Source organism: Nostoc sp. C117, from assembly GCF_043099735.1.
Taxonomy (GTDB): domain Bacteria; phylum Cyanobacteriota; class Cyanobacteriia; order Cyanobacteriales; family Nostocaceae; genus Nostoc.
Genome location: NZ_CP170991.1, coordinates 5,157,935 through 5,184,499, shown reverse-complemented (window position 1 = coordinate 5,184,499; position 26,565 = coordinate 5,157,935). Strand labels below are relative to the sequence as shown.

Here is a 26,565-nt window from a genome sequence, read left to right as displayed (position 1 = left end):
TGAAATTGATTTAGCAATAGCCTGTCAGTTCGTTACCACTCCATTCCAACGTGTCACCAATTTTTTCGCCGTCGTGGTAGGCGGCGAGTAAGACTTCGCAGGTTTTACCCCAAGCGATCGCCCCACTAGTATCTAAGGCGATCGCTCCCAAATCCCGCTTGTTTTGGTGTGCTTCTCCAAAAGATCGCTCTATGGCATCCTTTAGGGACATACCATCAGTCACGCGCACCACAATCCTTGGTGCTAAACACTCATCTATTATATCTTCTCCAATACCAGTACAACTTACTCCAGCATTATTAGTAGCATAATTACCGGCTGGCATAGCAGAATCACTTACCCGCCCAATCCGTTCAAAGCCCTTACCACCAGTAGAAGTGCCAGCAGCTAATTTACCATTAGCATCTAAAGCTACCACACCGATGGTACCGCGTCCGGCATTACTAGTTTCTAACAGTTCCGGTTCTGCTACCACATTAGCCATCGTGCTTTTAAAATTATCCTGGCGTTCTTGTATCCACTCTTGCAACCGCAAATCAGTTAAAGCGTTATAGCTAGGAATTTGCATTTCCCGCGCCAACTCAGCCGATCCGAAATCCGACAGCACTCGATCTGGGGAGTTTTGTAAGAATTGTGCCAATTCAATCGGATTTTTCACCCGCGAGATATTAATTACACCACTAAATCGCCGCAATGCGCCATCCATCAACGAAGCACTCATGCGGATTTGCCCATCAGATTGTAGTACTGAACCAGTACCAGCATTAAAGCGGGGGTTATCTTCCAACATTTGGCAACCATGTACAACTGCTTCAGTTGCAGTTGCTCCGGATAATAGCAAAGAATAGACTTGTTCTACTACTATATGGAGCGATCGACGCACTGCTTCCAATCCTCCTTTACTGTGGAGAGAACTACCAGCCCCGCCGTGAATAATTAATTTAGGTTGCACCTGTGACTTCATTTATAATTTGCCCTATTTGCGTCTGTATTGCAGTTGATTTCACTAGAGATTGGGAATTGGGCGTTAGGAGTGCTGAGTTAAGAGTTAGAAGTAGGAGTTTTGTTTGTCCCCTTGTCCCCTTGTCTCCCCATTCTCCACTCCTTTAAGTTTCCGCCTCAGAACGGCGTCGACGACAACGTTCTGAACAGTATTTCACATCGTCCCAGCAATCTTGCCACTTTTTGCGCCATGTGAAAGGACGTTGACATACCGGACAGATTTTTGTAGGTAAGTCAAATTTAGAACGAACACGTCCCATATGAATACTTTTGTAGATGAGAATTTGATTCGTGATAGAGATGGAAAATAATTATAACCAGTTTCCTACGAGGACGGGGATACTTTTGGTTAACAAATGTTTTGTCAATCCCCTCATAGATTGATTTTATGCTTGTGTAATATCATATCTGCTTAATCACTTATCAAAAAAAATCTCTACATCCCTGTGTCAGTCTTAATGATAAGTCTTCAACCGGACATGACATAACACAATACAGTTCAGATAAGATCAAAACAGTTGTAGAGACGGCAACTTATCGCGTCTCGAAAACCCAAAATTTTTGCCAATAGCCCTTAACCCAAGTGTATTGTGATGTAATACCGTAGGCAAATATTAAGTCACGACTGTGCGGCTTGCAGAAATTAAAAAATAAAGGCGGGTGCGGGGATTGAACCCGCTAATCCCCAAAATGGTGGAGATGTAACCGATAACCCTAAATTCTCCGTCCTCGAAAGGCAAGTTGCGAACAAGGGTAACCCGCCATGAAATAATGAAGGATAAAGTTTTTCATTAGACCTCTTGCAAAAGTGCTTTTTGCAAGAGGTGGGAAAAGGGAAAAGGTTAAAGGGGAAGGTGGGGTCCCCTGCGGGGATAAGGGGCGGGGGAAAATACAAAACCAAAACCTTTCCCCCCGCCCCTTATCCCCTTCTTGGGACCCCACCTTCCCCTTTTTCCGACTTCTGCAAGAAGTCTATTCTTTACCCTTCAGCAATGCCTATAACTCATCAGTAGCCAGCATTTGGATAATGCGAGGCGTAGCTGGATCAAACCCTGCCAAATCCCAAGACAGGGAATCTTCAGGATCTACTAAGGTAATTTGGTAAGGTGTCAAGGTGACATACACCGCCTTGACGTTGGGATTCACCTTTTTGCGGTATTCCTTTAGCGCTTGACTTGGATGCTTATACCCAGCCCAGCTTTCCGAGTCAGTCCAAAAGCAAACAACATCCGCCTTGAACTTGTTTTTGATCATCCAGTGGTAAGCCACAGATGCATCTGTTCCGCCGAAGTTTTGGTTGCTAGCTTTACGAACCGCAGAAGAAAAACTATCTTTAGCGGTGATATTCAATTCCCGAAATTCCGTAGCAAAGCCCCGAATCATATAGTTTTTCTCTGCTTTTGCTGTTACTAGTGCCATTGTGGTGGCAATTTCACAACAAGTCAGCCCCATATCTGCAACCATGCTACCCATAGAGCCAGAAATGTCCACGGCGTGCATGAACACTTTACCTGTGGGTTGCACAACATCAAAAGACAGTTCAACCGCCTTTTCTAAAATGTCTACAATCCGAGGAACTGTGTTCCAAGTTTTCTTACTGCGTCCTAATGTTCCACCAGATTTATAAGTTTTGAGTGCTTTCAAAACATCAATCGGATGGATGCGACCTTTACGCAGATGTTCTTTGTTGTTGAGAACTGCTTCCACTCGCAGCAAATTGGCGCTTTCGTCAGATTGCAACACACCGAGTTCAGTTAAAGAACCCAAGTTACGCAGCATTGCACCTATTGGCATTTCCTGAAATAGCAGTTGCCAAGCAAGCTTATCCATTTTGCCCACAGGTGCAGCCATTTCATGAGTTAGGCGACCTTGGGAAATAGCTTCATGGGTTTGGGTAGGATTCCGCTTGAGCCACTCATACCACCAAATCTGCGCCAATGCCTCTGAGGGGATGTCTGCTGGCAATTCTTCCCAACCTTTAACTACCCACTCAAATAGTTGACGGTGATTTTCTGTAGGCGGTCTGACATGGAACAACCGTAATGCATCTCGGTGGGAAAAACCTTGACGCTGTTGATATTTCAACAATTGATAAGCTAAACCTTTAACATCTTCCCGTGAGAGCCAAGTTTTACCTACTTCCCGTACTACTTTGCCAAATCCCCGCAGAGATTTGGTGTAGTTCAGCCATTCGTAGAAGTGGCTACCTGTGCGGACAACTTGCGGGAAAATTTCACCAAAAGCTCGTTTTGCTTCTGGTGCTTCACCCATCGAGAGCAGCACCAAAGCCAAGATAGGCGAACTGTTATTGATGGCGCGTCCATCGCTAGCATAGAGAATTTCTTCTGCCACACGTCCGGGATTTTCGGCAACGCCTTGTCTGACAACTGCCACAAAATCCTCAGTTAATTCCTGTTTGCCAGCATAGTAAGTGCTTTTTGCTGTACCTACCAAAAGACAACGGCGCAGCATTTTCCAAATACCAGCATTAAACATCCAACCGCCGGAACGTCCCTGAACCATTTCTGCTTCTCGTCCGGGGATCGGTTGATTTTGGGGTGTAGTTGTTTTCTTTTTAGTGAAAAAATTGTAATTCATCGCTTCATCTCCCGGCCCTTGCAGGCAAAAATGAAAGGTGGCAGGGCAAGATTTGAACTTGCGACATCCGGCTTAAAATGCGATAACCCTCATTCGTCGGCCTTTTCAGGCAAGGGGTAAACAAGGATGTTTTTCGGCGCTCTACCAAACTGAGCTACCTGCCACATGAAAATAAAAAACACAAAATTTACTCTGGTGGAACAGGATTTGTAGCTTGCTTCCCCTAGGATAACTGCAACCGATGAATTAACAATAACCCTCGATTCGTCGGCCTTTGCAGACAAGTTTGTAAACTAAGGACTATGGGAATTAACTCGTTCATTGCTCTACCAGATTGAGCTATCTGCCATATGACAATTCAAAATTAAGTTTTGGGTGGCGGAGCAGGATTTGAACCTGCGACCTCTCGAACCCTAATCGATAACCCTAATTCGTCGGCCTTTACAGGCAAGGGGTGAACAAGGATGTTTAGCGCTCTACCTCTGAGCTACCCACCACATGAAAATTCAAATTTCAAAATTCAGCACTAGATTTGGTGTAGTGGAGCGGGAATCGAACCCGCGACCTCCCGCTTGGCAGGCGATAACCCTCAATTCGTCGGCCTTTTCAGGCAAGGGGTGAATAAGGACATTTAGGCGCTCTATCCACTGAGCTACCCACCACATGAAAATTCAAATTTCAGCACTCAATTTGCTGTAGCAAAGTAGGATTTTTACCTACACCTCCAGAAGTTTGATCGAGGGTGTTTAAGTTACATACGATAACCCTCGATATGTCGGCCATTGCGGGCAAGGTGGGCGCTCTGCCATTTGAGCTATCCGCTACCGATGAAAGCTAACTTCCTAGTGAAAGTTGACTTGTATTATTAATGTAGTACATGTATTATCTGTTGTCAAGTGTCTGGCAAGCTAATTTAGAATTATTGCTTTGGAAAGAAAAGTATGAGCAGTATAAAGAACTGCGGCTGAGAATTTTGGGGGGATATTTTCTTCTCTGTATTAAGCCAATCGGCATTTAAGTTGCATAAAAGGAGGGCTCAAGCCCTTACTACAAGAGAATCATTCTGGAATGAATGACAATTAGGTTCCGATCGCTCTCGTCAAAACCCTCTTAATTTTCTCTGGGAAAAACTTCTGTGCGATCGCAGACCAATATTTTAGAGAACTCCAAGAAATAAAAACAACCGCTTAAAGTTGCTGACTGTTGACTGTTGAATGTGAGCAGTGGGATATTTTTTTATTTGTCAGTCCCTTAAAAGAGAAAGGTAATAAGCCTATAACACCTACCAAAAAAAGGTTTTGCCGGCAATTTTGCCATAACTTTGCCAAACGATACAAAAAAATGTCCAAATTTTTGCCAAGATAATAATATTATTTTTAAAAATTCACTTGGCAAAAATCGGCATGAGTGAGAAACCCATAGAAGGTGACGGTAAGGCTTTTCTCCTTCTACTTTTGCCCCTCTCGTTTTTGATTATTTTCCTGGTTGCCACCTGGAGAATTTTACTAGCACTAATCGTACTGGTAATTGCCTTCAAGCTTTGGCAGGAATATCAATGGCAACAGTGGACTGTGCGAGTTAACCCAATTTTTCATCAATTGGTTCGGGAAAATCAGGGCAGACTGACACCAATGGATTTGGCAATCAGGGGCAATTTTCCTGGAACCACGGCAAAACGCTACTTAGATAGTAAAGCCTCAGAATTTGGTGCTAGTATTCTAAATTCTGAAGACGAAGGTCAGTCTTATTACTTCATAACTGCCAGCATTCTCGGCAATATTCTTGACAGTAGTGACCCTGTTAAAGAATTTCCGGCTCAACCAGTTACTAAAGCTGCGCGATCGCTTTTAGCTCCACCACCCCCAGCAACCCCACAGGAGGAAGAACTAGAAACTGAATTACTTCCACAACCAACCCATAACGAGGTGACGCGATCGCTAGAAAAACAATTAGTTTTTGGCTCGCTCATTCAATCTGAACTTGCCAAACGGCTAAATGTCTATTCCAGCACGGTTTATAAACGGCGAAATGACCCAGAATTTCCTGAGTGGAGTCGCAGCAGAGACCCTGATGGTATCGCCTGGTCATACTCCGAAAAAACGAAGGAATTTTTCCCACTGGAGGAAGAAGAACAAGGCAAAACTTAAAAGGCAAAAGAAAAAACTTTACTTTTTACTTTTTACTTTTTACTTCTAAACCCACAGCTTCGCTGATGGAATTTAATCCGTTTTGTTCTAACTGGGATAGCAAACCTGTAAGAATTCGGCTTACCATCAGTGGCCCTTCGTAAATCCAGCCTGTATAAACCTGAATCAAGCTAGCGCCAGCAGTAATTTTTTCCCAAGCATCTTCAGCAGAAAAGATGCCGCCAACGCCAATTATTGGGATTTTTCCCTGAGTTTGCTGGCAAATAAAACGAATTACCTCAGTGGAGCGATCGCGTAATGGTTCACCGCTAATTCCGCCAGCTTCATCCTGAGGTGATTTGCCAGTTTGCTCAATTATTTCGGTTTTGAGTCCATCACGGCCGATCGTGGTGTTAGTGGCGATAATTCCCGCCAATTGGTAGGTTTTAGCTAAAGCAATAATGTCAGCGATCGCTTCCCATTCTAAATCAGGGGCTATCTTGACAAAAATTGGTTTTCGTGGAATGTTTTCTTGTTGTAAGAAATCTAAGATGGTACTGAGCATGGCAGCATCTTGGAGCGATCGTAACCCTGGCGTATTGGGCGAGGAGACATTAACAACAAAATAATCTCCCAAATCCTTGAGTAGGCGAAAGCTATCAAGATAATCCTGTGCGGCTGCTTCTAGGGAAGTTACCTTAGATTTACCCAAATTTATCCCTATGGGTATTAATCGAATTAACTCCTGCTTTTCTTGTGCCAATCTTGCCGCCATTACCGCAGCACCATTATTATTAAAGCCCATCCGGTTGAGAGCAGCTTTATCCAATGGCAACCGAAACAAACGAGGACGGGGATTACCTGGCTGTGGATGAAAAGTTACAGTTCCCAATTCCGCAAAGCCAAAACCGAGGCTAGGCCAAATGTTAGCAGCAACGCCATCCTTGTCGAACCCAGCTGCCAACCCTACAGGATTTGGGAACTTTAGCCCAAACAAATTTTGTTCTAGGCGTGAATCGTACAAGCACAACGATTTTTCTAGGCGGCGATTTACCCAACCAGTAGAGGGATTAGTACTTGTTTGTGATAGCCAGTGAAAACTGCGAATTGTCTGCTGGTGTAACCACTCCGGGTCTGTTTTTACCAAATTGAACAACAGTGGACTAATTACAAATTTATAAATATCCATTACCTTTTATCAATTTGTTAGTTAAAGCTTATGCTCAACCCACCTACGTTTCCACCAATGGCAAGATTGGATAATTTATTTCTTGGTAATCCCTATGAAAAAAATATTTTATTTTTTTCGAGATATGTAGTGCAAGAAAAAATACGTCCTTGTTTCAATCCCCTAGTTTTAACTATGGGCTTGTACTCAGCACTCAGCACTACTGAACTGTTAATAACTGTTTGGTGACTACTGTTAAATAGGTTAATACTTGTGGTGATATTATTCATAGTGCTTTTCTGGGCATCTTATATATTACAAGTTATGTAAAACAATAAATCAGATGGGGCAGCCGCAAAAACCTATAGCCGCTGAACAGCAGATCCTTTCATTGGGGCGCGTCCTTCAGAGCCTCAGGGAAGAAGATGATGTTGATGTTCTGATTGAAATTATTATTTCTTATCTCCAAGAACAGTTTGACTACAAACTGATTTGGATTGCTCTTTACGATCGCCTAAATCACATATTATTTGGCAAAGGTGGAATCACACCTGACAAAGACACCAGCTTTTTACACCAAAGGCTGGTTCTGAGCCCTGGGGATTTATTAGAGCAAGTGGTAATTGAACAGCATCCCTTGGGGGTCGCTGATTTGCGAGGTGAAATCCGCGCCGCTGAATGGCGAAAAATTGCCCAAAAATTAAACATCCAAGGAGCGATTATCGTACCAATTCGGTATAAAGACCGCTGTTTAGGTTTAGTGTTACTAGGTTCAGAACGCTGGGGCTACTTACTGACAGGGGAAGCAAAAGCAAGTTTGTTGATGGTTTTAGGCGAACTAGGTGCGGTGCTTTATCAACATGAGATGCATTTGCAGCAAAAGCAAACCAGGCGAATCGACGAGCCATTATTAGAATTGCTAGAAAATTTACGCAGCCTCGGTAATTTGAATCAAAGACTAGAAGCGGCAATACAAGCAACCCATAAATTTGTCTCTCCTAACCGAACAAATGTCTACTGGTTTGACCGAGAAGGGCGCTATTTTTGGTGTCGGATGAGCAATCAGCTGCTGAAAAGCGATCGCAATTTTAGCACTCAGCAACCAGCGGGAATGACAGTGCAGGAGTTGAGCGATTTTTATTATGCTTTGACAGTAAACCAAATTGTTTCTATTGGTGATGCCCGCAGTTCCTTAAAGAGTCATTTTACGGCAAAACTGTTGCAACGGCTGAAAGTGCGATCGCTCTTAGCCGCTCCGATTATCTGGCAAAAAAACTTGCTCGGTTTTCTGGCGGTGGAAAGTAATGAACCTCGCATCTGGACAGATACAGACAAAAATTTTGTTCAAGGTGCTGCCGGCTTAATTTCTCTAGTTGCTCCCAACGAAACCACCGAAAGTAGTATCAAACAGATTCAAGAAGATGCCCAACTGACTAGCCAGATTGCCCAAGGTATTTATAGCGAATATGAACTTCAGGAAACTTTAGAAATTTTTGCGAAGAAAGTTTTAGCTCGATTCACCGCTACCCGCTTTTTGTTGTTGCAGTATGACCCTCAGCAGAATAATTATCAATTTATTTATCAAAGTCAGCCCCATAATCGCCGTCCGTTGAAATTTGCCCTCGATACTCTCAAAGAATTAGATGGGCAACTTTTACAAAATTCAACTCAAGCGGTGGAAATTGAGAACTTAGATGAAGATTTACGCTTTTTCAATTGGCGTCCCTTGTTATTAGAGAATGGGATGCGATCGCTACTTATTGGTAAATGCCTTCACGGTCAAATACCACCAGCACTTTTGGTCATTGCTCACGAAACCCATCGTTCTTGGACAACTCTAGAAAAAGAATTATTATGGGCTGTTAGTCAACAAATTGGTGTCATTGTTCGTCAGTGGCAGTTACACACCCGCACCCAGCACCAACAAAAAATTTCCCAGATATTTGAGCAATGTCTATGGATTCTGGCACAACCCGAGAACAACAAAATCGAAGCAGAAAAAAAACACCTAGAACGCACTGCACTGGAAAAAATAGCAGCAATTCTCGGTTGTCCTCTAGCGGTATTATTGTCCTGGTCGCCTGGTGATAGTTCGGCAGAAATTATACCTGGAGTAACTACTAGTAGCCAATTTGGGATTTTTGAAGATGCATCGATTTCCATTGAGACCGAGGCACTAATTCAGTGGGCACTAAATACAGAAAGTTACTTGACCCTGAAAGTGGATCATCTAATCCCGGAAACGCGGAAATGGTTAAATACGCCCGATAAGGGTCAAATTTTAGTGATGGCATTACGTACTAATACTGATCATAAACCCACAGGCGTAGTTTTGTTAGCAGACACTCAAGAGCGTCCTTGGTCAGAACAAAGTCTCAATAGCACAGCAATTCTAATTTCTCAATTAGCCTGGTGGCGTCGTCAAAAGAAAATTAACCGACTTTTAGAGTCTACAACCGAGGAATTACGACAGCTTAACTGGTATAAACATCGTCGTCTAGAGGAAATTCAAAGAATAACTGCGGTGTCTTTGAGTCAAATACATGATTTGGGTATTCCAGCAAATGAACTGACTCAAATGCGCTATCAGCTATTGCTGCGGCAATTAGACCATACAGCCAACTCCATGAGTGGATTGCTAAAACTAGAGCAATGGCAGCTACATATAAGTTGGGAAACTATGCCCATAACTAGTTTATTAAAGCGATCGCTCGAACGCATCGAAAATTTAGTCAAACAACAAAAGCTGTGGATTGGTGTGCATGGTTTAGGACAACCAATTGAGGATGGAGATTCACCAAAAAGTTGTCCATTACCCAGCGCTCAATCTGTAATGGCGATCGCAGGTGACATCATGAAAATTGAATTAGTGATCCATGAATTGTTAATTAATGCCTGTAACCGTTCTGCAAGCGGCGGCAGAATTGACATTTGGTGTCGGCGTTTAACTGAGCAAAAACCCACAGATACAAAGAGAAATCTATCGCAGCTTAGCCAAGATTCTTCTGCAAAACTAGGAGATGGTCACCAGACATCAGTAGAACTATCGATTACACACAACGGCGCAATGGAACCACTGTTACTAACAGAGTTACATGAAAATAAACCCAAAGATATCCTTGCTTCTTCCAACCTCGACCAACCACCAGGTTTACATTTGCTAATTTGTCAAAAGCTGATACAGGAATTAGGAGGACAGTTGAATTTCTATCAATTACCGGATAATAGAGTAGTCAGCCGTTTGCTTTTACCGTTAGCTAGTAATGATTCTTAAGACAGTAATATATTCTAAGTTCTAAGAGTTGTTATTTGTCATAAATATTTTCCCAAAAATTATTTATGGCTGCTATCGAAATTTTTAATCAAATGCTTAAAACTGCTTTTTTATCAAGAATTACTCAAATTCTCAATATTTCTATTGATTTCTCAAGTACTTCTTTCGGACGAAATGGTTTAGTTAGATATAAATCTGCACCAACCTCAATTCCTTTTTGCTTATCAAATTCCTGTCCCTTGGCTGTCAAAATGATGATGTAAATGTCAGTCATTTGCAGTTCGTGTTTCACAATCTGGCAGACTTTTAGACCATTCATTTTAGGCATCATCACATCAAGAAAAACCAGGTTTGGCTTTGCAGTTTTAATAATTTCAAGAGCTTCTTCGCCATTTCTTGCAGTTAAAAGTTCAACGCCCTCATCTTCTAAATCTTCTAGGGCTTGTTCCATCAAAATCAAGATATTAGGTTCATCGTCAACAATTAGAATTTTTTGGGTCATGGGATTGGAAATTGGGGGATTGGGGAAGGTGGGGTCCCCTCTGGGGATAAGGGATAATGGCAATACTTGTCGGGTTTTGGAGAAATGGGGAAGGTGGGGTCCTAAGAAGGGGATAAGGGGCGGGGGAAAGGGCAAAGAAAAAACCTTTAACCTTTTCCCCAAACCCAATGCCGAGTTAAAAATGCTTTACCCGAGCAGTATTGGGGATAATGGGACTTGTACTGAGTTTGGACTACGCTGAACTACCGCGTAGCCGTTGGCGCAGCCTCTCGTAGAGAAGTATTGGGGATTGGGCAAAACAGTGCTGAGTTAGGAGTTATTTAATTTTGAATTTTGAATTTTGAATTGATTTGCCCCATTCCCTAATTCCCATATTAGCGATCGGACAACATAATGAAGAATACATTTTCCAACTCTTTCTCAAAGCGTAGGGTTTTCACCAAATCGGCTTCTTGAGAGAAGATAGAATCAAGAATGATCATGTCAGGTTTGGCTAATAAAGCTTTATGAATGCATTCTTGGGGATTGGAAGCTTCAATCACATTGTATCCCTGAGTTTGTAGCACATCTGAGATGATTTTTAAGGTTGAAGCATTTTTATCAACTACCAATACCTTCTTACTGGAAGTCCCTTGAGAAAGTAGCGAGCCAATTTCACCCAGGAGTTTTTCTGTGTTGATGGGCTTGGTAAGATAGCGATCGATGCCAATATGATATCCCCGTTCTTTGTTTTCAATAATTGACAAAATGATGATGGGAATATCTGCTGTCTGAGGATCGTTTTTTAGGACAGCTGCAACATCGAAGCCGTTGATTTGAGGCATCATCACATCCAAAAGAATCAGATCGGGACGGGCTGTTTTGATTTGATGAATTGCATCTACCCCGTCTTTTGCTTCCCGAACATTGTAACCCTCGTTTTCCAGTTGTTGACGCAACAGTTCCCGAATGTTGGCATCATCATCTACCACCAAAATAGTTTTCCGGTTTTCGTTCAAAACAGTGTTTGTGGTGATGACATGTTCTTTAAGTTGTTTCACCAGGGCATCTAGATTTAGCTTGGCGCTGGTTTTATGATTGCTGGTGTAAATCGGAATGATGAACGAAAATGTACTACCTTTACCTGGCTGACTTTCTACCCAGATTCTACCGCCGTGATGTTCAACGATTTGTTTGCAGATGGGCAGCCCTAAGCCTGTGCCTTTGGGCTTGTCGGTGAGGGTGTCGCCAACTTGGCGAAATTTCTCGAAAACTTTAGGCTGGTCTTCAAGCATAATGCCAACACCTGTATCGATAATGCTAATGCAAATAGCGTCATTCTGTTGTTTGATACGGCAAGTTATAGAACCGAATTCGGTAAACTTAATTGCATTGGAAATCAAGTTGATCAAGACTTGGAGTAGACGATTGCGATCGCCTACTACTTGAGGTAATCCCGGTTCAATGTCGCTTATTAGCTGTAAGCCATTGTTTTCAAACAATGCTGCTGTAGAAGTAGTTGCCCAATCCAGTAACTCAGTTGGATCGATGGGCTGCATTTGCCACTCCACTTTACCTGCTTCCATCTTGGCAATGTCTAAGACATCGTTAATTAAAGATGTCAGGCGTTCTGCTTCCGAGACAATAATGCTAAGATTGCCAGCTACGCGGCTAATTGTTTTCTGAAGCTTGCGGTCTTCGGTAGAAAGTATTGGGAAGACATCGGTTTCCAGTTTTTCTTTAATAATGGATGCAAAACCAAGAACAGAAGTTAGTGGTGTCCGCAATTCGTGGGAAACCGTGGAGATAAAGTCGGTCTTCATTTTGTCGATTTCCTTTTCCGCAGTCACATCTCGAATTAGCAGCGCCGAACCAAAGCAAGCAGCTGGTTCGTTGGCTATCGCCTTTTTGAAAATGGCAGTCGCCACTGCTTGACCAATGCGTTCCTTCCCTAAGGGAACTTCGGCAGCAAACACTTCACTGGGATGGGATTGACTTCGGTCAATTAAATCTGCTAAACCGAGTATCGGTAGTTCCCGATAACAACCTTTGACAATGTTGGCTGTCAATCCATACATGGTTAAAAAGGCAGGATTGAAGTGAGTGATTTGTCCGGTGGTATCTGCCACTAACAAACCGTCAGCGAAGTTGTCCAAAATGGCATTTAAACCCTGGGCTTCTGCTAGGGTATTTTCTAAGGCTGCCGTCCTCTCTAACACTCTCGCTTCGAGTTCTTGATTCAGTTGCCGCAGAGCGATTTCTGCTTCTTTGCGGGCACTAATATCAGTATTGATTTCCAGAACAGCACAAGACTGACGGTCGATGTTGCGTTGCAGAGTCCATCTGCTCTGAACCGCGATCGCTTTACCATTGCGGGTGAGGTGTTGTACTTCTCCTTCCCAATTACCTTGCTGTAATAATTCTGCGATAATTTCTTGTTTTGGTTTGGGAAAGATTTTTTTGAGAAATGTGTGAATGTATTCGCCTTTTACTTCCTCACGCGTCCAGCCGTAGAGTCTCTCTGCACCTTGATTCCAGTACAAGATTTTGTCGGTCATGTCGCGGACGATGATCGCATCGCTGGAATGATTTAACATATCCATCAGGCGTTGATTTTCCGCTTCTGCCAGCTTGCGATCGTGAATATCAGTACATGTGCCAATCCACTCCCGAACGTTCCCGTTTTCTTCGATAACGGGGGCACCCCAGACCCAAAAGTAGCGATAAGTGCCATCTTTGCCACGAATTCGGTATTCAATTTGATACATACTGCGGTTCGCCACAGCCGCACCCCAAACTTCAGCAGTCGGATCGCGATCGTCGGGATGAACGGCATTAATCCAGCCCCCATTCTCAGCTTCCGCCAGACTTTGACCTGTATAAGCGATCCAGCTTGCCAGTTCAAAGCAAATTCCTTCTGGTGTGCTTACCCAAACTATTTGGGTGTTAGCTGTTATCAGAGAGCGATACCGAGCTTCACTCTGTTTCAAGATTTTTTCGGCTTCTTGGCGTTCCTTTTGGACGCGCTTGAGGTCGCTAATTTCTTCTACAGTTGAGTAAATTAGGCGATCGCCATTCTTCTCAATTATGACTCCAGAAAGCCTGACTGGAACCAGATAGCCATCTTTGTGGATGTAATCTTTTTCACAAGCTTCATAACGGCCAGTCTGTTCTAAACTCTCTAGCATAGCTGGCTTGACGGCATACTTTTCTGCTGTCATCTCCCAGTAGTTAAGATTCAGGGTTTCCGGGACGGTGCGCCCCAAAATCTCAGCATAAGCAGGGTTGATATCAATCAGCGTTCCATCCATTTGGCAAAGTACCAGACCAACTGGACATTGTACAAATAGCTGACGATAGTATTCATCAAGTTGGCAAGACATGATTGAGGTTTCCTCAGTGGTTTATTTCAGTGGGGTTAGGACAAGAGAACCAGGACAACAAGGTGGCGTAAAGCTTTAAAGAAATTGGGTGGCGTTGAAAGATGTGGTAAATTTGATCGGCTGATGCTGTGCCAAGGTCTGGACTCTGCTCCGAAAGTCGCTGGATCAGTTGAGTATGGCGAATCAGCAGATCTACTGGTTTGAGTGTTGGTATTGTTGATCTAATAAAGCCCTCTGCATCGGCAGTAGCAGATGATTCCGTTGTCGGAGTTGATGGTAGGGAAATTGCATAACTGTCCGCTTCGGTAGTGTCTACCACTGAATAATTCACTGGGATCTGAATCCAGAATTCTGTACCTTCACCCAATTCAGAACGACACTTGAGAATTCCCCCGTGTCTATCCACAATAATTTGGTGGCTGATTGCCATACCTAAACCAGTTCCCTTGCCGATTTCTTTGGTAGTGAAGAAGGGATCGTAAATACGTTGGATAACCTTTTCATTCATACCAGGGCCGTTGTCAGCAATGCGAATTACAACCCACTCTCGATCTAGAATTTGAGTGCGAATAGTAATGACAGGGACTGTCATTTGTGATTCGTTTGATGCCAATGAGCAATGACTAATGACTAATGACTCCTCTAGCGCATCAATGGCATTTGCCAAGATGTTCATAAATACCTGATTTAACTGTCCTGGGTAGCATTCAATTGGAGGAAGTTTGGCATAGTCTTTAACGATTTCAATAGCTGGACGGTGAGCAGAGGCTTTCAGCCGATGGCGAAGAATCATCAGTGTCCCGTCGATACCATCGTGGATGTTGACAGCTTTGATTTGGGTTTCGTCATGGCGAGAGAAATTTTTTAGGGATTGCACGATTTCCACAATGCGATCGCTCCCCAGTTTCATCGAATCGAGCATCTTGGGGAGATCCTCCATGATAAATTCCAAATCGATATTGTCTAGCTCTGATTGCAAGTCTGGGGGAGCTACAGGTAAGAATTTCTGATAGTCTTGCAGCAGGTGTAATAAGTCTTGGGCGTACTCTGCAACGTATCTCAAATTGCCGCAAATAAAGTTCACCGGATTGTTAATTTCGTGGGCAACTCCAGCAATCAGTTGCCCCAAAGAAGACATTTTTTCGCTTTGAATTAACTGAGTTTGGGCTAGTTGCAAGTCTTGGAGAGCTTGTTGAAGCTTTTGTGTTTGGGCTTTTGCCTGGATGGCAGCTTGAGTGCTTTCCTCGTACAGCAGAGCTTTTTCGATGGCGATCGCGGTTTGAGAGGCAAACAGACTCACAAGTTTCAGGTGTTCAGCCTTGTAGAAGTCAGTTTTTTCTGTGCCAATGGCGATCGCTCCTAGTACCCGCTCCTTGGCTCTGAGTGGTACACAAATCAAAGCATTAATCTTTTTCTGTCCCCACAATCTACAATCAGCTTGCACGTCATTCACGAGTTCTGCTCGACCTGATTGCACAATGTCGCCAATAATTCCCTTACCTGGTTCTGGCTGATTTTGCTCAAAAAACACTCCAAATTCGGCAATGATTTCAAACTCAGTTGCATCGGGACTTAGCAACAAAATCATCCCCGCAGACGATTCAACCAATTGACTCATTTCCTGAAGCACAAGTTGAGCAATCTGTCGCCGATCCAAACTTGTCGTTAGTTGAGTCGAGATATCTTCAAATAAATCAATTTCCTGGTATCTTTCTAGCAATTCTTTGGCAAGTATTTTCTTCTCAGCCTCCTGTTTCGCCAAAAACGAGAGTAAACTTGCGACTAAAATTGTCTGTTCTTCTCCAACAACCCAACCAACGATTTCTCCTGAAGCCTCTATTGGATATCGGTTTTCTGATGTTTGCTCCCCAATACTAATTAGTTTCGTGCCGTCTAGCAGTTCAACATCAATGGCGATGTTGAGTTGGCATATTAAGTCCTGAAGGAGAGATGGCAACTCTTGTTTGTTCAGAATCTTTCTCAGGCTAACTGCCGACATGAAACACCTCATCTAAAGTCGCTTGCACATTTTTGGCAATCAAAACAACTGAGTAATTAATTTCATCAAAAAAAAGGGAACAGGGACTAGGGTTAGGGGAATAGTTTTTTCTATTTCTTGTTCGCGTTGGGAGCCAGAAACCCCTACAACTATCTAGTAGCAAGTTTTGCTTCGGGTCTAAATTCCCTTTTCCATTACACCCTGTCAAGAGTTTCCCGTTAAGAGTTCCCTCTTTAAGTGCTACTCCTACTACAAAGTTTCCCAAAGCAGACGTTTTAGGAATTCCCATAAAAATTTAGGAATATAATAATTTGCTAATAAGACTAGTTTTCCCAGAAAGATTGCTGGCATAACACAGAACTAAAGATGCCCTTCATGGGTGTAACTCGCTTGCTATTTGGCGATCGCATACTCATCCAAACTCAGCGATGGGTTACGCTCTGCCCGAAGCTATAGCAAATATTTACCAGTTGTAGTATAAGTATTTTGTCTGTTCCCTAACAAAATGTAATTTAACTTAGCAATAATTGGGCGATCGCTGTTATTTTTGTATGTAATTGCTACTTGAGCGCTAATCTGCTACTTATCAGCATGTTTTCATACAAATTTGTCCACCCAAAGACAGTAGATCGAGTTTTGTCTGAATAACTATCAGGGATGAAATAGCTCTGCTTTCCAAAAAGTTAAAAAGGAACAGATTTTTATGACATTTGATTACGATTTGTTTGTCATTGGTGCTGGACCTGGGGGATTGGCAGCAGCTAAACAAGCAGCTAGCTATGGTATCCGTGTCGCTATTGCTGACAAAGAAGGTATCGGTGGAACCTGTGTAAATCGCGGCTGTGTTCCCAAAAAACTCATTGTCTACGCTGCTGACTTCGCCCTGCAAAATAAAATCGCGCGCAGTTATGGGTGGAGTGAGTGTCAAACTTACTTTGACTGGACATTATTTATTAAATCTGTATACCAATATATTGACACCATTAACCAATCCTATTTTCAGCAATTGCAGAAAGCTGGAATTGAAATAATATCTGAACACGCTACTTTCATCGATGCTCATACTATCAATATCGGTGGACGTAAAGTTACAGCAGACAAAATTTTAATTGCTGTAGGCGGACAAACCATTAAACCCAACATTCCAGGTATAGAATATGCCATTACATCTCGCGCGATGTTTCAATTACCCTATCTGCCGAAACGTTTAGCAATTATTGGCGGGGGCTATATAGGCGTAGAATTTTCCAGTATGATGCACGCTTTTGGCTGTCAGGTGACGCTAATTGAAAAAGAGGAAATGATTTTATCGGGGTTTGATAATGACATTCGCTCTGCGGTGCAACAGGCTTTGAGCAAGCGAGGAATTAAGTTATTGACTAACACCACCGTTAAAAAAATCAAATACTCAGAAGAGTGTTTGTTGCTGAGTATTACTAGTGAGAGCCGAGAAATTGTTGCAGCAGATACCATCCTAGTTGCCACAGGTTACACCCCAAATACTAAAACTCTGGGCTTGGAAAATGCCGGTGTTGAACTTGGCGAACATGGTGCAATCAAGGTAGATGAATACAGCCGCACCAACCAAGAAAATATCTTTGCTGTAGGTGATTGTACCAGCCGCCTACAATTGTCTCCAGTGGCTCAGGCAGAAGGTATTGCCTTTGCCAATACAATTTTTGGCAACAAGCCACAAAAACTCAATTATGATTATGTGCCCTCTGCTGTTTTTTGCCGTCCAGAAGTAGCTAGTGTAGGGATGACCGAGGCAAAGGCACGGGAGAAATTTGGCGAATCTGTAAAATGCTACCACACCCAATTCCAACCACTATTGCATCAGCTAAGCAAACAGGACAAGCAAGCGGCGATCAAGTTAGTGGTAAATGGTGATTCTGAGGAAGTTTTAGGTGCCCATATGGTGGGTGAAAATGCAGCAGATATCATTCAAATTCTGGGTGTTGCAATTCGCAAGGGTATTACTAAGCAGGAGCTTGATGAAACAATAGGCATTCATCCCACGGTAGGAGAAGAATTTCTGTCGTTAAATTAAATTAAAATAGTTAAAGAGGTAAGGACGCGGAGAGTGAAGAAGATACGGAGGTGCAAGACGCTCTCACGTAGGCAAATTATCAAATATTTATTTTAGGGACTTCCAGAAATTAAATTATTCGATTTTGCAGCAAAGACGATCGTTAGATTTTTCCTCCCATACTTCCCCTGCGCCCCCGGTTACTGAGCGACTTGCCTTGACTTGTGCCGAGCGGACTTGGACTGAGTTTCGACTACGCAAAAATCGAGCGTTCGCGTAGCGTCTCCGTTAGGAGAAGTCGAGATTCAACTACCGCAAAGCCGAAGTAGCCGAGGTAGCGTAGTCGTTGGCGCAGCCTCTCCTAGAGAAGGGAGTCGAAGTATGCTCCCCTGCTTGCCAAAGCGATGGGATATTTTTTTAGTTGGAAGTCCCTTATGTTCCATTTCCCCGGATCTCCTCATTCCCCACTCCCGGCGTCCTTGTCAACTACTTTCTGAGGATGCTCCTGGGTAACAATTTGCGGAAGTTTTAATTCTTCTAAAGTATTGATTGATGAATCATTTTCTGAAATTGGGTATGTGTTTTGGGAATTTACTAAATCATTAAAAGCTTCAAGAGCATCCGATGCCGACTGATATCGTTGTTTAAAGTCATCTTGCACCATTTTACTGAGAATCTGAGCTAGGGAGTGGCTGACGTGGGAGCGTAGTTTACCGCCGTAGGCATCGCTCCATTCGATCTGTCCGTCTGCATCTCTATTTAACTCACGCGGTGTTATGCCAGTCAGGGCTTTAATTCCAACCATACCCACTGCATAGATATCACTACTGTATTGTGGACGCCCAATACATTGCTCGGTTGGTGCGTAACCTTGAGTGCCAATGCCAATGGTGAAGGCGGTTTGCTCTTGAGGCTCTGGCTGTTTAGCAGTAACTTCTTTGACTGCTCCAAAGTCAATCAGCACTAGTTTTCCGTCTGAGTGTCGCCGGATAATATTGCTCGGTTTAATATCCCGATGAATCACATTGTTTTCATGGACAAATGTTAATGTTTGCAATAAGTCTTTGACAATTTTAATCGCTGCACTTTCTTCAATCACTCTACCTGGTGGCAGTTCCTGACTCAGAGGATGACCTATTATCTGTTCTTGAACTAAATAAAATTCTTCATCTTCTTCAAAATAGGCTAGAAGTTGAGGAATTTGAGGATGATTTCCCAATTTTTCTAGTGTTTGTGCCTCTGAGTTAAATAAACGTCTGGCAAGTTGCAATCCTTCTAATTTAGTGTTGTTTGGCTTTAGTTGCTTAACAACGCATCGCGGGTTACCGGGACGTTGGGTATCTTCTGCAATGTAGGTTTCGCTGAATCCACCTGCACCGAGAACTTTGATAATTTTGTAGCGTCGAGCCAATACTTTACCTGATAAGGCTAAATCTCGCTGCTGAATTAGGTCTTGTAGATCGTCTTGTTGGCTAATAATTTCTTGGACAACAGCAGAACTTTTATATTTCTGAAATATATCGACTAATTGGCGTTTCCTGATGCTTTCTCTGATGACTGAGGTTCCCAGGTAGCTCAGTCCGCAAAAGGCGATCGCCATCGTTGGTACAGTAGTCGGCAAAATTAATTGAGCATAGACAAATAACCCATAGCTAATTCCTACCCAAATACTAGAGAAAGCAAGACTATATAGAAATCGATTGAGATTACGCTTACTTCTGCTGACAATCAAGGCTGTACTGCCAACTAAAATCAGCACAAATAAACCACGCAATGGTCGGATGGCAAATTCTTGGGCGATCGCTTTACCTGTCATTAAAGTGGCGATGGCATTGGCATGAATTTCCACACCAGACATGAGTTCAGGACTATTACTAGCAGCTACCGGATAATAATCTTTGTTTAATTTATCTGTTGAGCCAATTAAAACTATCTTGTCTTTAAAAACTTTTCCCTGCTGCAAATAAGTGTTCCAGTTTTCTGGGTCGAGTACGTGCCAAAAGGGTATTTGCTCAAATGTCCCGGGAGGTCCCCAAAAATAAATGCGATCGCCTTTTGGTTGGGGATAATTTACTTGTGATGCCCTCAGCACTGCTTCATCAAAGGAAGGTAACTTATTAGTAAAGAAATTCTCTTCACTTAATAATTTAGGAAACTCATTCGCCAATCGATGAACTTTACCATCAACCTCTACAGGGAAATTAACTGAGCCAATAGACACCGATCCTGTATGAAAGATGTGTTCTGGCTCTGTCAGTTGCATAAACGCCCCTTGGTGCGTCTCAAAATTTTCATAGAGAGCTGCTAAGGTAACTTTGCTGCCATATTTTTGCAATGCTGACTGGAGTTGGCCATCGTCACCAACTCCATAGCTACTCGGCGTGTCAAAAACCAGATCTATAGCTACAGAACGGGCACCTGCTTCAACTAACTTTTTGATGATCTGGGCGTATGCAGCACGTTTATAAGGAAAAGATTTAAGTGTTTCTAGGTAGGCATACTGTTTCGGATCTGTTTTATAGTACTGTTCGGGGACTGATATTGACTGATCGTCTATTGCTAAAATTACAATGTCTGCTGGAGGTGCGATCGCTCCACGCAATTGAAAAAACTGAGAAACTGCTTGATTTTCCATCAGTTGAACCAAGTCACAACCAGAAGCACTCAGCAATGCTGCCCCCATTGCCCAACTCCCGGCCAGTAGATGACCTAAACGAACCATCCACCTAGATTGGCGTGCTGCTGCTGTAGACGTGACTTTTGTCGGTTTAGTTGACAATCGATTGGCAGCAGAAACAGAGTTTTTGGTTAAGGTAGATGTAGATTCTTCTGCCATATCGTGTTACTGATTGATTTAAGTCCAACATTTTTATTTATTCAGATTGCCTCTTAGTGCCAGCACATTAAAATAAGACTTAAAATGCTAATTTTATACATTTGTAAAGTATCTTCTATTCATCAAAAAACTTCCTTTGGCAAAGCTAGCCCCGAACAGATTCCTAGTGAGGTATTGCCTAAATTATTCATCAGAATTTACGAGCTAGGAGAAGGCAGTGCGTTAGGTGGGTAACCCGACTTGGGTAGCAACTGTCGTTAAGAATGGTTAGAAAATTACTCCTTCTATAACTGCTTTATTTGGATGAGTTGTCTTTTCTTCGGTATCAAAGCCTTATTAAAGCAGTTTTCAAGTAACTGAGGTACAAAATATAGGAATTAAAATCAGACATAAACACTTTTTACCTTCTCCCTCACTTCGACTATGCGGAAATAGAATGAAGTCGAGATTCAGTGACCACCTGCCTTTTGCCCCCTGCCTCAAAACCCATAACTCTGTACCTAACACAAAAGAAAACTGCTGTAATTCTTCATTCTGGATTCTGAATTCTGATAATTATTCTTTTTCTCTTGAGTGAGTTACAACTAGTGATTGTCCCACAGATGGGAGCTAATATACTCTGGCTCTGCAATTGTTTATTACGAGATTTTATCCCAACCTAAGCAACAGGTATGCTCTTGACTGGATGCTTTACCAGAAGCTGTCTTAAGTCCGTCTTCGCTCTCTGGGGCAATTATTGGTATTCCCCAGAAACTCTATCCTGATACTGAAAGCTTTACCAACAGATAGACATTAACTTATATCCTAGCCTAAGGCTATGCTATACCTCTTTAGGAGTAAACTTTAGGGTTATACAACTATGAATGCTGTTAATGGGTCAATTTTATTGGTAGATTTTGATCGTAGGGCGGCTCTTGCAGTGTCGGAGGTGAATAAGGTTTAGCACCCTCTATCTCAACTCCAATGTTGCAGCCGTTTTTATGCCTTGAAAGAGGTAGCATAAAGGCTATAGATGAAGAGCTACTTTATAGATATTAGCAAACAAGGCATTTGAAAATTGCTATAATCTATTGTTCCATCTAAATTCATTTATATTATTAGGTGTAAATTTGTATGGGTTCTCCAATGAATCGTCTGTCTATTTTTGTAGATGGAAACAATATGTTCTATGCTCAACAAAAAAATGGGTGGTTTTTTGACCCGCGACGAGTCTTAGAATACTTCAAACATGAACAGTCTGAAACAACATTAATCAATGCATTCTGGTACACTGGCTTAAAAGACCCACAAGATCAACGAGGTTTTAGAGATGCTCTAATTAGTCTGGGATATACAGTCAGAACGAAAATTCTCAAAGAATATTATGATGATACTTCCGGTCGTTATTCCCAAAAAGCAAATTTGGATATTGAAATTGTTGTAGATATGTTTAATACTGTAGACCAATACGATCGAGTAGTATTATTTAGTGGGGATGGCGATTTTGAAAGAGCAATTGAACTATTACGCTCAAAAAATACACATATTACGGTAGTATCAACAGAAGGAATGATCGCTAGAGAACTAAGGAATGCGACGGATAGATATATAGATTTAAATGATATCAGAGATCAAATAGAAAAAACTGAAGGTTAGTATCTTTAACAATTATTTACAAAGGTCAAAGTAAAAGTAAAACTAAGTTTGAAGATATTTTGAGCCAAAAGTAAAAACTAAACAACAAATTGCAAATGACAACCAAAACGGATAAAATCCTAATTTTTGATACGACACTGCGAGATGGAGAGCAGTGTCCGGGAGCAACTCTTAACATAGATGAAAAGTTAGTTATTGCTAAGCAACTAGCGCGTCTCGGTGTGGATATCATTGAAGCAGGGTTCGCCATTGCTAGTCCTGGAGATTTTGAAGCAGTTAGCAAGATTGCCCAAATTGTCGGCACAGAAAATGGCCCGGTAATTTGCAGTTTGGCAAGAGCAATTAAAGCAGATATTGAAGCCGCCGCCGAAGCATTAAAACCAGCAGCCAAAGGCAGAATTCACACATTTATTTCCACTTCGGATATACATTTAGAATATCAGTTGCGGAAGTCACGATCGGAAGTATTAGCGATCGCCGAAGAAATGGTAGCATATGCTAAATCCTTCATGGCAGATGTCGAATTTTCGCCAATGGATGCGGCTCGTTCCGATCCAGAATTTCTTTACCAAGTGTTAGAAGCGACCATCGCCGCTGGTGCAACAACAGTTAATATTCCCGATACTGTGGGTTACATGACGCCGAGCGAATTTGGGGCAATGATTAAAGGCATTAAAGAAAATGTCCCCAACATCGACCAAGCAATTATTTCGGTACACGGTCATAATGATTTAGGCTTGGCAGTTGCTAACTTTTTAGAAGCCGTGAAAAATGGCGCACGCCAACTAGAATGTACCATTAATGGCATTGGCGAACGCGCTGGCAATGCTTCATTAGAAGAATTAGTCATGGCGTTGCATGTGCGACGACAATATTTTAACCCGTACATGGGAAGACCAGAAGAATCTCAAGAATCCCTGACAAATATCGACACTCGTGAGATTTATCGAACCTCACGTCTAGTTTCTAATTTGACAGGAATGCTAGTGCAACCAAATAAAGCGATTGTCGGGGCGAATGCCTTTGCTCATGAGTCTGGGATTCACCAAGATGGGGTGTTAAAAAATAAACTCACCTACGAAATTATGGATGCCCAATTGATTGGCTTGACAGACAATCAAATAGTTTTGGGCAAACATTCAGGGAGAAATGCTTTTCGCACTCGTTTGAAAGAATTGGGTTTTGAACTGTCAGATAGCGAATTAAATAAAGCATTCGTTCGGTTCAAAGAAGTAGCAGATAAAAAGAAAGAAATCTCCGATCGCGATTTAGAAGCGATCGTCAACGATGAAATCCAACAAGCACCCGATTTGTTCCGGGTAGAGTTGGTGCAAGTTTCCTGTGGTAGCAACGCCAAACCCACTGCTACAGTTACTCTCCGCACCCCAGAAGGTGAAGAATTGACTGATGCAGCGATCGGTACTGGCCCAGTGGATGCAGTTTACAAAGCAATCAACCGAGTGGTAAATGTGCCGAACCAGTTAATTGAGTTTTCTGTGCAATCAGTCACAGCAGGTATTGATGCCATTGGCGAAGTGACAATTCGCTTACGTTATGAATCTAGAGTGTTTTCTGGTCACGCAGCGAACACAGATATTATCGTCGCATCAGCGCAAGCTTATGTAAATGCCTTGAATAGGTTGTATGCAGCATTGCAAACTAAAGAAAAGCCCGAAGAAATATCTGCACAGAAAGTCTAAAAACACTTCTGTTTTGATTTGCAGTTAATTGGCAAGCATAAATAAGGTAGTAAATCTGTGCTACCTTATTTATTTGTATATTTAAACCTCATCTAAGTTGAGAACCGTAGTTTTCGCCCTCACCCTAAATCCCTCTCCCAGATATGGGAGAGGGACTTTGAAATTCTAGCTCCCCTCTTCTCCCTTGGGGAGAAGGGGTTGGGGGATGAGGGCAAATCTTTTTCAAAAGAGTTGAACTACAGGTTTCAAGATAGACGTGGTTTAGTCTTTACGGAATGTAACAGTGCTGTCAGTAACTTAAGATTCTATAATAATTCTACCTAAATGCTTGAGGATTCTTAAAACTCCAGATAAATTGTTAGGATATTGCGATCGCGTTGCAAATAGATCGGAAATACCATACTGTTTACCCAAGGTTTTGACAAACAAATAGCTGCTACCATTGGTTATCATGCCATACAGAGGTTGTTCTGGATTGGGATGAATCGCCATATAAGCTAATGTCTGGGGAATCGCTAATTCTAAATCAAAAGTCGTCTTTTTTGACTCAATTAGGACAATCCATAATTTACCTTGTAAAACTAAAACATCGATTCTTCCACGTAACAACTCATCATTATCTCCTTGTGCTTCAATCTCAACAGATACCTCTGTTTTAAATCTGTAGGGTGCTTGATAAAAACCCGCAAGTTCAAGTATTGGAGACAGCACGACCATTTTGATAGTTTCTTCTAAAAGACTTCCATCTGAGATTTGATACAGATAGTTTTGTCGAACTTGCTCTAATCTTATTTGTTCTGCTTCACTTAATGATGGTAAATCTGCCATCCACTCGGTAAAAAATTGACTATCACCACTTAGTCTTAACCCCAGTTTTTCCTCAACTTGGCGAAGGGTAGTAATTTTTTCTGCAATGGCTATGCTTGTGGTCATTATTAAATTTACACTACTTGCCTAATATCAGGATAATTCAGCCGGGCATGATATTACAGCTCACTTTTGGGAATTTCCTCACGAAATTCTATGACTAATTGCATAGTTTCCACTACCAAATCACGTAAATCTCGATTGAGGGCTACAGCACCTTGAGATCCAAACCAACGGTCAAAAATAGCGACATATCGCTGATTACCATTGACGAATCCTTGCATGAATTTGACCAGCGAATAATTGACTGTATCCAAGAATTTCGAGTTATTTTCTGGCACCATGCAAGCGATACCTTCTCGTGAATAGGGGCGATCGGGTACGATCGCAAAAGCATCTGAATTTTTTTGCTGTTGTAGCCATCCCTCTAAAATAATGCTATCGGATGAGAAAGCATCAATAGTACCTTTTTGCAAAGCTGTGTATCCTTCTGCTCTAGTTTTAAAATACACCAGCTTTGCTTGGGGTTGTACGCGAGCGATCGCCTGTTCATTTGTAGTTCCCGCCAGTACACCAATTTTTTTACTAATAAGGGATTCAGCCGAACCTAGATCACTTCCTTTCTTAACTAATAATTGGGTTCCAGTCGCACCATAGCTAACAGAAAAGTCTACTTTTTTATCTCGTTCCCAAGTAAAACTACTAGCATCACACACAATATCAACTTGTTGATTAACTATTTTAGGAATCCGTTCAGAGGGGCTAAGGCCAACTAATTGCAGTTTAATTTTTTTCCCTAGATCTTTTTCTAATTGCTCTTTAATCAGAGTCAACATATCTACAGAATAGCCATTTAACTTTCGTTGACTATCCACATAGGCAAAAGGTAGTGCATCTCTACTAGTACCGGCTGTTAATACACCTGTTCTGGCTATTTTTTGCATCACAGTCTCAGCAGCTACCACATTAGGCATGAGCGTTGCAAATATGAGGCTTAAAATAGGAATAGCAATCTTTTTATACATAAACTTTAAAAGTAGCTAGTTTTTTTGAAAAATCAAATCTGATTTATATATCAAACTCAAGAAGTTACCACTATTGAGTATATAGCAGGTTCTCTAGTAACTATTCTTTACATCAGGTACTTCCATAAAATAAAAGATACACTTGGGAATGATATCATGTCTGCATAATTAGTTATGAGAATATCGTGAATTTGTACAAAGCTACGAGGATGTTTGAAAAGTAGTTAGCTATGATTTTAGGGACTTGTCGATCCTCCCTAAACTCCCTTAAAAAAGGGGGAACCGGAATCAAAGTCACCCTTTTTAAGGGGGATTTAGGGGGATCTAAAACGTTTTGCTGCCAACCAGAAGACTTTTAAAACATCCTCTAAAGAATATAGCAATCCTCTGTGATTTGTGAAAATTATCTGTGCCCAGATTCCCGACTTGTTTAAGAAATCGG

At 42.1% G+C, this 26,565-nt stretch carries 16 protein-coding genes and 3 tRNA genes; 6 read left to right on the top strand and 13 right to left on the bottom strand.

All coding sequences use genetic code 11. From position 1 onward, the window contains the following. Nucleotides 1-10: 10 nt before the first annotated feature. The 6 genes from ACFG4S_RS22335 to ACFG4S_RS22310 all read right to left on the bottom strand — a co-directional run bounded on the left by ACFG4S_RS22335 (nucleotide 11) and on the right by ACFG4S_RS22310 (nucleotide 4,263). A complete protein-coding gene (locus ACFG4S_RS22335) occupies nucleotides 11-964 on the bottom strand; it encodes an isoaspartyl peptidase/L-asparaginase (RefSeq protein WP_392531185.1) in 954 nt (317 codons plus the stop codon). Between the two features lie 142 nt (nucleotides 965-1,106). Then, a complete protein-coding gene (locus ACFG4S_RS22330; RefSeq protein WP_392531184.1) occupies nucleotides 1,107-1,262 on the bottom strand; it encodes a DUF2256 domain-containing protein in 156 nt (51 codons plus the stop codon). 736 nt (nucleotides 1,263-1,998) lie between these two features. Further along, nucleotides 1,999-3,600, bottom strand: coding sequence for a TROVE domain-containing protein (locus tag ACFG4S_RS22325; protein WP_392531183.1), 1,602 nt, complete (start codon nucleotides 3,598-3,600; stop codon nucleotides 1,999-2,001). A gap of 37 nt (nucleotides 3,601-3,637) precedes the next feature. Next, nucleotides 3,638-3,764: transfer RNA gene (locus ACFG4S_RS22320), tRNA-OTHER, on the bottom strand. A gap of 208 nt (nucleotides 3,765-3,972) precedes the next feature. Continuing rightward, a tRNA-OTHER gene (locus ACFG4S_RS22315) sits at nucleotides 3,973-4,097 on the bottom strand. Nucleotides 4,098-4,133: 36 nt separating this feature from the next. Further along, nucleotides 4,134-4,263 (bottom strand) — tRNA-OTHER (locus ACFG4S_RS22310). Nucleotides 4,264-5,003: 740 nt separating this feature from the next. Here ACFG4S_RS22310 and ACFG4S_RS22305 point away from each other — a divergent pair. Continuing rightward, nucleotides 5,004-5,747: a hypothetical protein gene (locus ACFG4S_RS22305; protein WP_392531182.1), complete on the top strand. Its 744-nt coding sequence runs from the start codon at nucleotides 5,004-5,006 to the stop codon at nucleotides 5,745-5,747. Between the two features lie 25 nt (nucleotides 5,748-5,772). Here ACFG4S_RS22305 and ACFG4S_RS22300 read toward each other — a convergent pair whose 3' ends face one another. Then, the gene (locus ACFG4S_RS22300; RefSeq protein ID WP_392531181.1) at nucleotides 5,773-6,915 is read right to left on the bottom strand and encodes a quinone-dependent dihydroorotate dehydrogenase; all 1,143 of its coding nucleotides are present in this window, start codon (nucleotides 6,913-6,915) and stop codon (nucleotides 5,773-5,775) included. A gap of 322 nt (nucleotides 6,916-7,237) precedes the next feature. Between ACFG4S_RS22300 and ACFG4S_RS22295 the strand changes: the two genes are divergently transcribed. Next, entirely contained in the window at nucleotides 7,238-10,168 is a 2,931-nt protein-coding gene (locus ACFG4S_RS22295; RefSeq protein WP_392531180.1) for a GAF domain-containing protein, read from the top strand. A 124-nt stretch (nucleotides 10,169-10,292) separates the two neighbouring features. Here ACFG4S_RS22295 and ACFG4S_RS22290 read toward each other — a convergent pair whose 3' ends face one another. From ACFG4S_RS22290 to ACFG4S_RS22280, 3 genes are all read right to left on the bottom strand, one after another. Next, nucleotides 10,293-10,670 (bottom strand): response regulator transcription factor, encoded by a 378-nt coding sequence (locus ACFG4S_RS22290; protein WP_392531179.1) that lies wholly within the window; start codon nucleotides 10,668-10,670, stop codon nucleotides 10,293-10,295. A gap of 374 nt (nucleotides 10,671-11,044) precedes the next feature. Then, nucleotides 11,045-14,032 (bottom strand): PAS domain S-box protein, encoded by a 2,988-nt coding sequence (locus ACFG4S_RS22285; RefSeq protein WP_392531178.1) that lies wholly within the window; start codon nucleotides 14,030-14,032, stop codon nucleotides 11,045-11,047. 13 nt (nucleotides 14,033-14,045) lie between these two features. Beyond that, complete coding sequence (locus ACFG4S_RS22280) at nucleotides 14,046-16,031, bottom strand: sensor histidine kinase (RefSeq protein WP_392531177.1); 1,986 nt, start codon at nucleotides 16,029-16,031, stop codon at nucleotides 14,046-14,048. 703 nt (nucleotides 16,032-16,734) lie between these two features. On the opposite strand from ACFG4S_RS22280, the gene gorA reads away from it, so the two are divergent. After that, a complete protein-coding gene (gorA, locus tag ACFG4S_RS22275; protein WP_392531176.1) occupies nucleotides 16,735-18,081 on the top strand; it encodes a glutathione-disulfide reductase in 1,347 nt (448 codons plus the stop codon). A 436-nt stretch (nucleotides 18,082-18,517) separates the two neighbouring features. On the opposite strand, the gene ACFG4S_RS22270 is transcribed toward gorA, so the two are convergent. Further along, complete coding sequence (locus ACFG4S_RS22270; RefSeq protein WP_392531175.1) at nucleotides 18,518-20,896, bottom strand: CHASE2 domain-containing protein; 2,379 nt, start codon at nucleotides 20,894-20,896, stop codon at nucleotides 18,518-18,520. Nucleotides 20,897-20,980: 84 nt separating this feature from the next. Here ACFG4S_RS22270 and ACFG4S_RS22265 point away from each other — a divergent pair, with 84 nt between their 5' ends. The 3 genes from ACFG4S_RS22265 (at nucleotide 20,981) to ACFG4S_RS22255 (ending at nucleotide 24,231) form a co-directional block, all read left to right on the top strand. Then, nucleotides 20,981-21,130, top strand: a complete 150-nt coding sequence (locus ACFG4S_RS22265; RefSeq protein WP_392531174.1) for a hypothetical protein — start codon at nucleotides 20,981-20,983, stop codon at nucleotides 21,128-21,130. A gap of 879 nt (nucleotides 21,131-22,009) precedes the next feature. Further along, nucleotides 22,010-22,531: an NYN domain-containing protein gene (locus ACFG4S_RS22260; RefSeq protein ID WP_041565194.1), complete on the top strand. Its 522-nt coding sequence runs from the start codon at nucleotides 22,010-22,012 to the stop codon at nucleotides 22,529-22,531. A gap of 95 nt (nucleotides 22,532-22,626) precedes the next feature. Further along, a complete protein-coding gene (locus tag ACFG4S_RS22255) occupies nucleotides 22,627-24,231 on the top strand; it encodes a 2-isopropylmalate synthase (RefSeq protein WP_392531173.1) in 1,605 nt (534 codons plus the stop codon). Nucleotides 24,232-24,528: 297 nt separating this feature from the next. On the opposite strand, the gene ACFG4S_RS22250 is transcribed toward ACFG4S_RS22255, so the two are convergent. Both ACFG4S_RS22250 and ACFG4S_RS22245 read right to left on the bottom strand, forming a co-directional pair. Then, a complete protein-coding gene (locus ACFG4S_RS22250) occupies nucleotides 24,529-25,164 on the bottom strand; it encodes a type I restriction endonuclease (RefSeq protein ID WP_392531172.1) in 636 nt (211 codons plus the stop codon). A gap of 53 nt (nucleotides 25,165-25,217) precedes the next feature. Next, complete coding sequence (locus ACFG4S_RS22245; protein ID WP_392531171.1) at nucleotides 25,218-26,123, bottom strand: amino acid ABC transporter substrate-binding protein; 906 nt, start codon at nucleotides 26,121-26,123, stop codon at nucleotides 25,218-25,220. Between the last annotated feature and the right edge of the window lie 442 nt (nucleotides 26,124-26,565).

What these genes read in the sequence shown, in the direction of transcription:
- ACFG4S_RS22335 (WP_392531185.1), bottom strand. Translation starts at nt 964, where the DNA reads ATGAAGTCACAGGTGCAACCTAAATTAATTATTCACGGCGGGGCTGGT.
- ACFG4S_RS22295 (WP_392531180.1), top strand. Translation starts at nt 7,238, where the DNA reads ATGGGGCAGCCGCAAAAACCTATAGCCGCTGAACAGCAGATCCTTTCA.
- ACFG4S_RS22330 (WP_392531184.1), bottom strand. Translation starts at nt 1,262, where the DNA reads ATGGGACGTGTTCGTTCTAAATTTGACTTACCTACAAAAATCTGTCCG.
- ACFG4S_RS22260 (WP_041565194.1), top strand. Translation starts at nt 22,010, where the DNA reads ATGGGTTCTCCAATGAATCGTCTGTCTATTTTTGTAGATGGAAACAAT.
- ACFG4S_RS22300 (WP_392531181.1), bottom strand. Translation starts at nt 6,915, where the DNA reads ATGGATATTTATAAATTTGTAATTAGTCCACTGTTGTTCAATTTGGTA.
- ACFG4S_RS22325 (WP_392531183.1), bottom strand. Translation starts at nt 3,600, where the DNA reads ATGAATTACAATTTTTTCACTAAAAAGAAAACAACTACACCCCAAAAT.
- gorA (WP_392531176.1), top strand. Translation starts at nt 16,735, where the DNA reads ATGACATTTGATTACGATTTGTTTGTCATTGGTGCTGGACCTGGGGGA.
- ACFG4S_RS22270 (WP_392531175.1), bottom strand. Translation starts at nt 20,896, where the DNA reads ATGGCAGAAGAATCTACATCTACCTTAACCAAAAACTCTGTTTCTGCT.
- ACFG4S_RS22245 (WP_392531171.1), bottom strand. Translation starts at nt 26,123, where the DNA reads ATGTATAAAAAGATTGCTATTCCTATTTTAAGCCTCATATTTGCAACG.
- ACFG4S_RS22280 (WP_392531177.1), bottom strand. Translation starts at nt 16,031, where the DNA reads ATGTCGGCAGTTAGCCTGAGAAAGATTCTGAACAAACAAGAGTTGCCA.
- ACFG4S_RS22265 (WP_392531174.1), top strand. Translation starts at nt 20,981, where the DNA reads ATGCTAATTTTATACATTTGTAAAGTATCTTCTATTCATCAAAAAACT.
- ACFG4S_RS22250 (WP_392531172.1), bottom strand. Translation starts at nt 25,164, where the DNA reads ATGACCACAAGCATAGCCATTGCAGAAAAAATTACTACCCTTCGCCAA.
- ACFG4S_RS22290 (WP_392531179.1), bottom strand. Translation starts at nt 10,670, where the DNA reads ATGACCCAAAAAATTCTAATTGTTGACGATGAACCTAATATCTTGATT.
- ACFG4S_RS22255 (WP_392531173.1), top strand. Translation starts at nt 22,627, where the DNA reads ATGACAACCAAAACGGATAAAATCCTAATTTTTGATACGACACTGCGA.
- ACFG4S_RS22285 (WP_392531178.1), bottom strand. Translation starts at nt 14,032, where the DNA reads ATGTCTTGCCAACTTGATGAATACTATCGTCAGCTATTTGTACAATGT.
- ACFG4S_RS22305 (WP_392531182.1), top strand. Translation starts at nt 5,004, where the DNA reads ATGAGTGAGAAACCCATAGAAGGTGACGGTAAGGCTTTTCTCCTTCTA.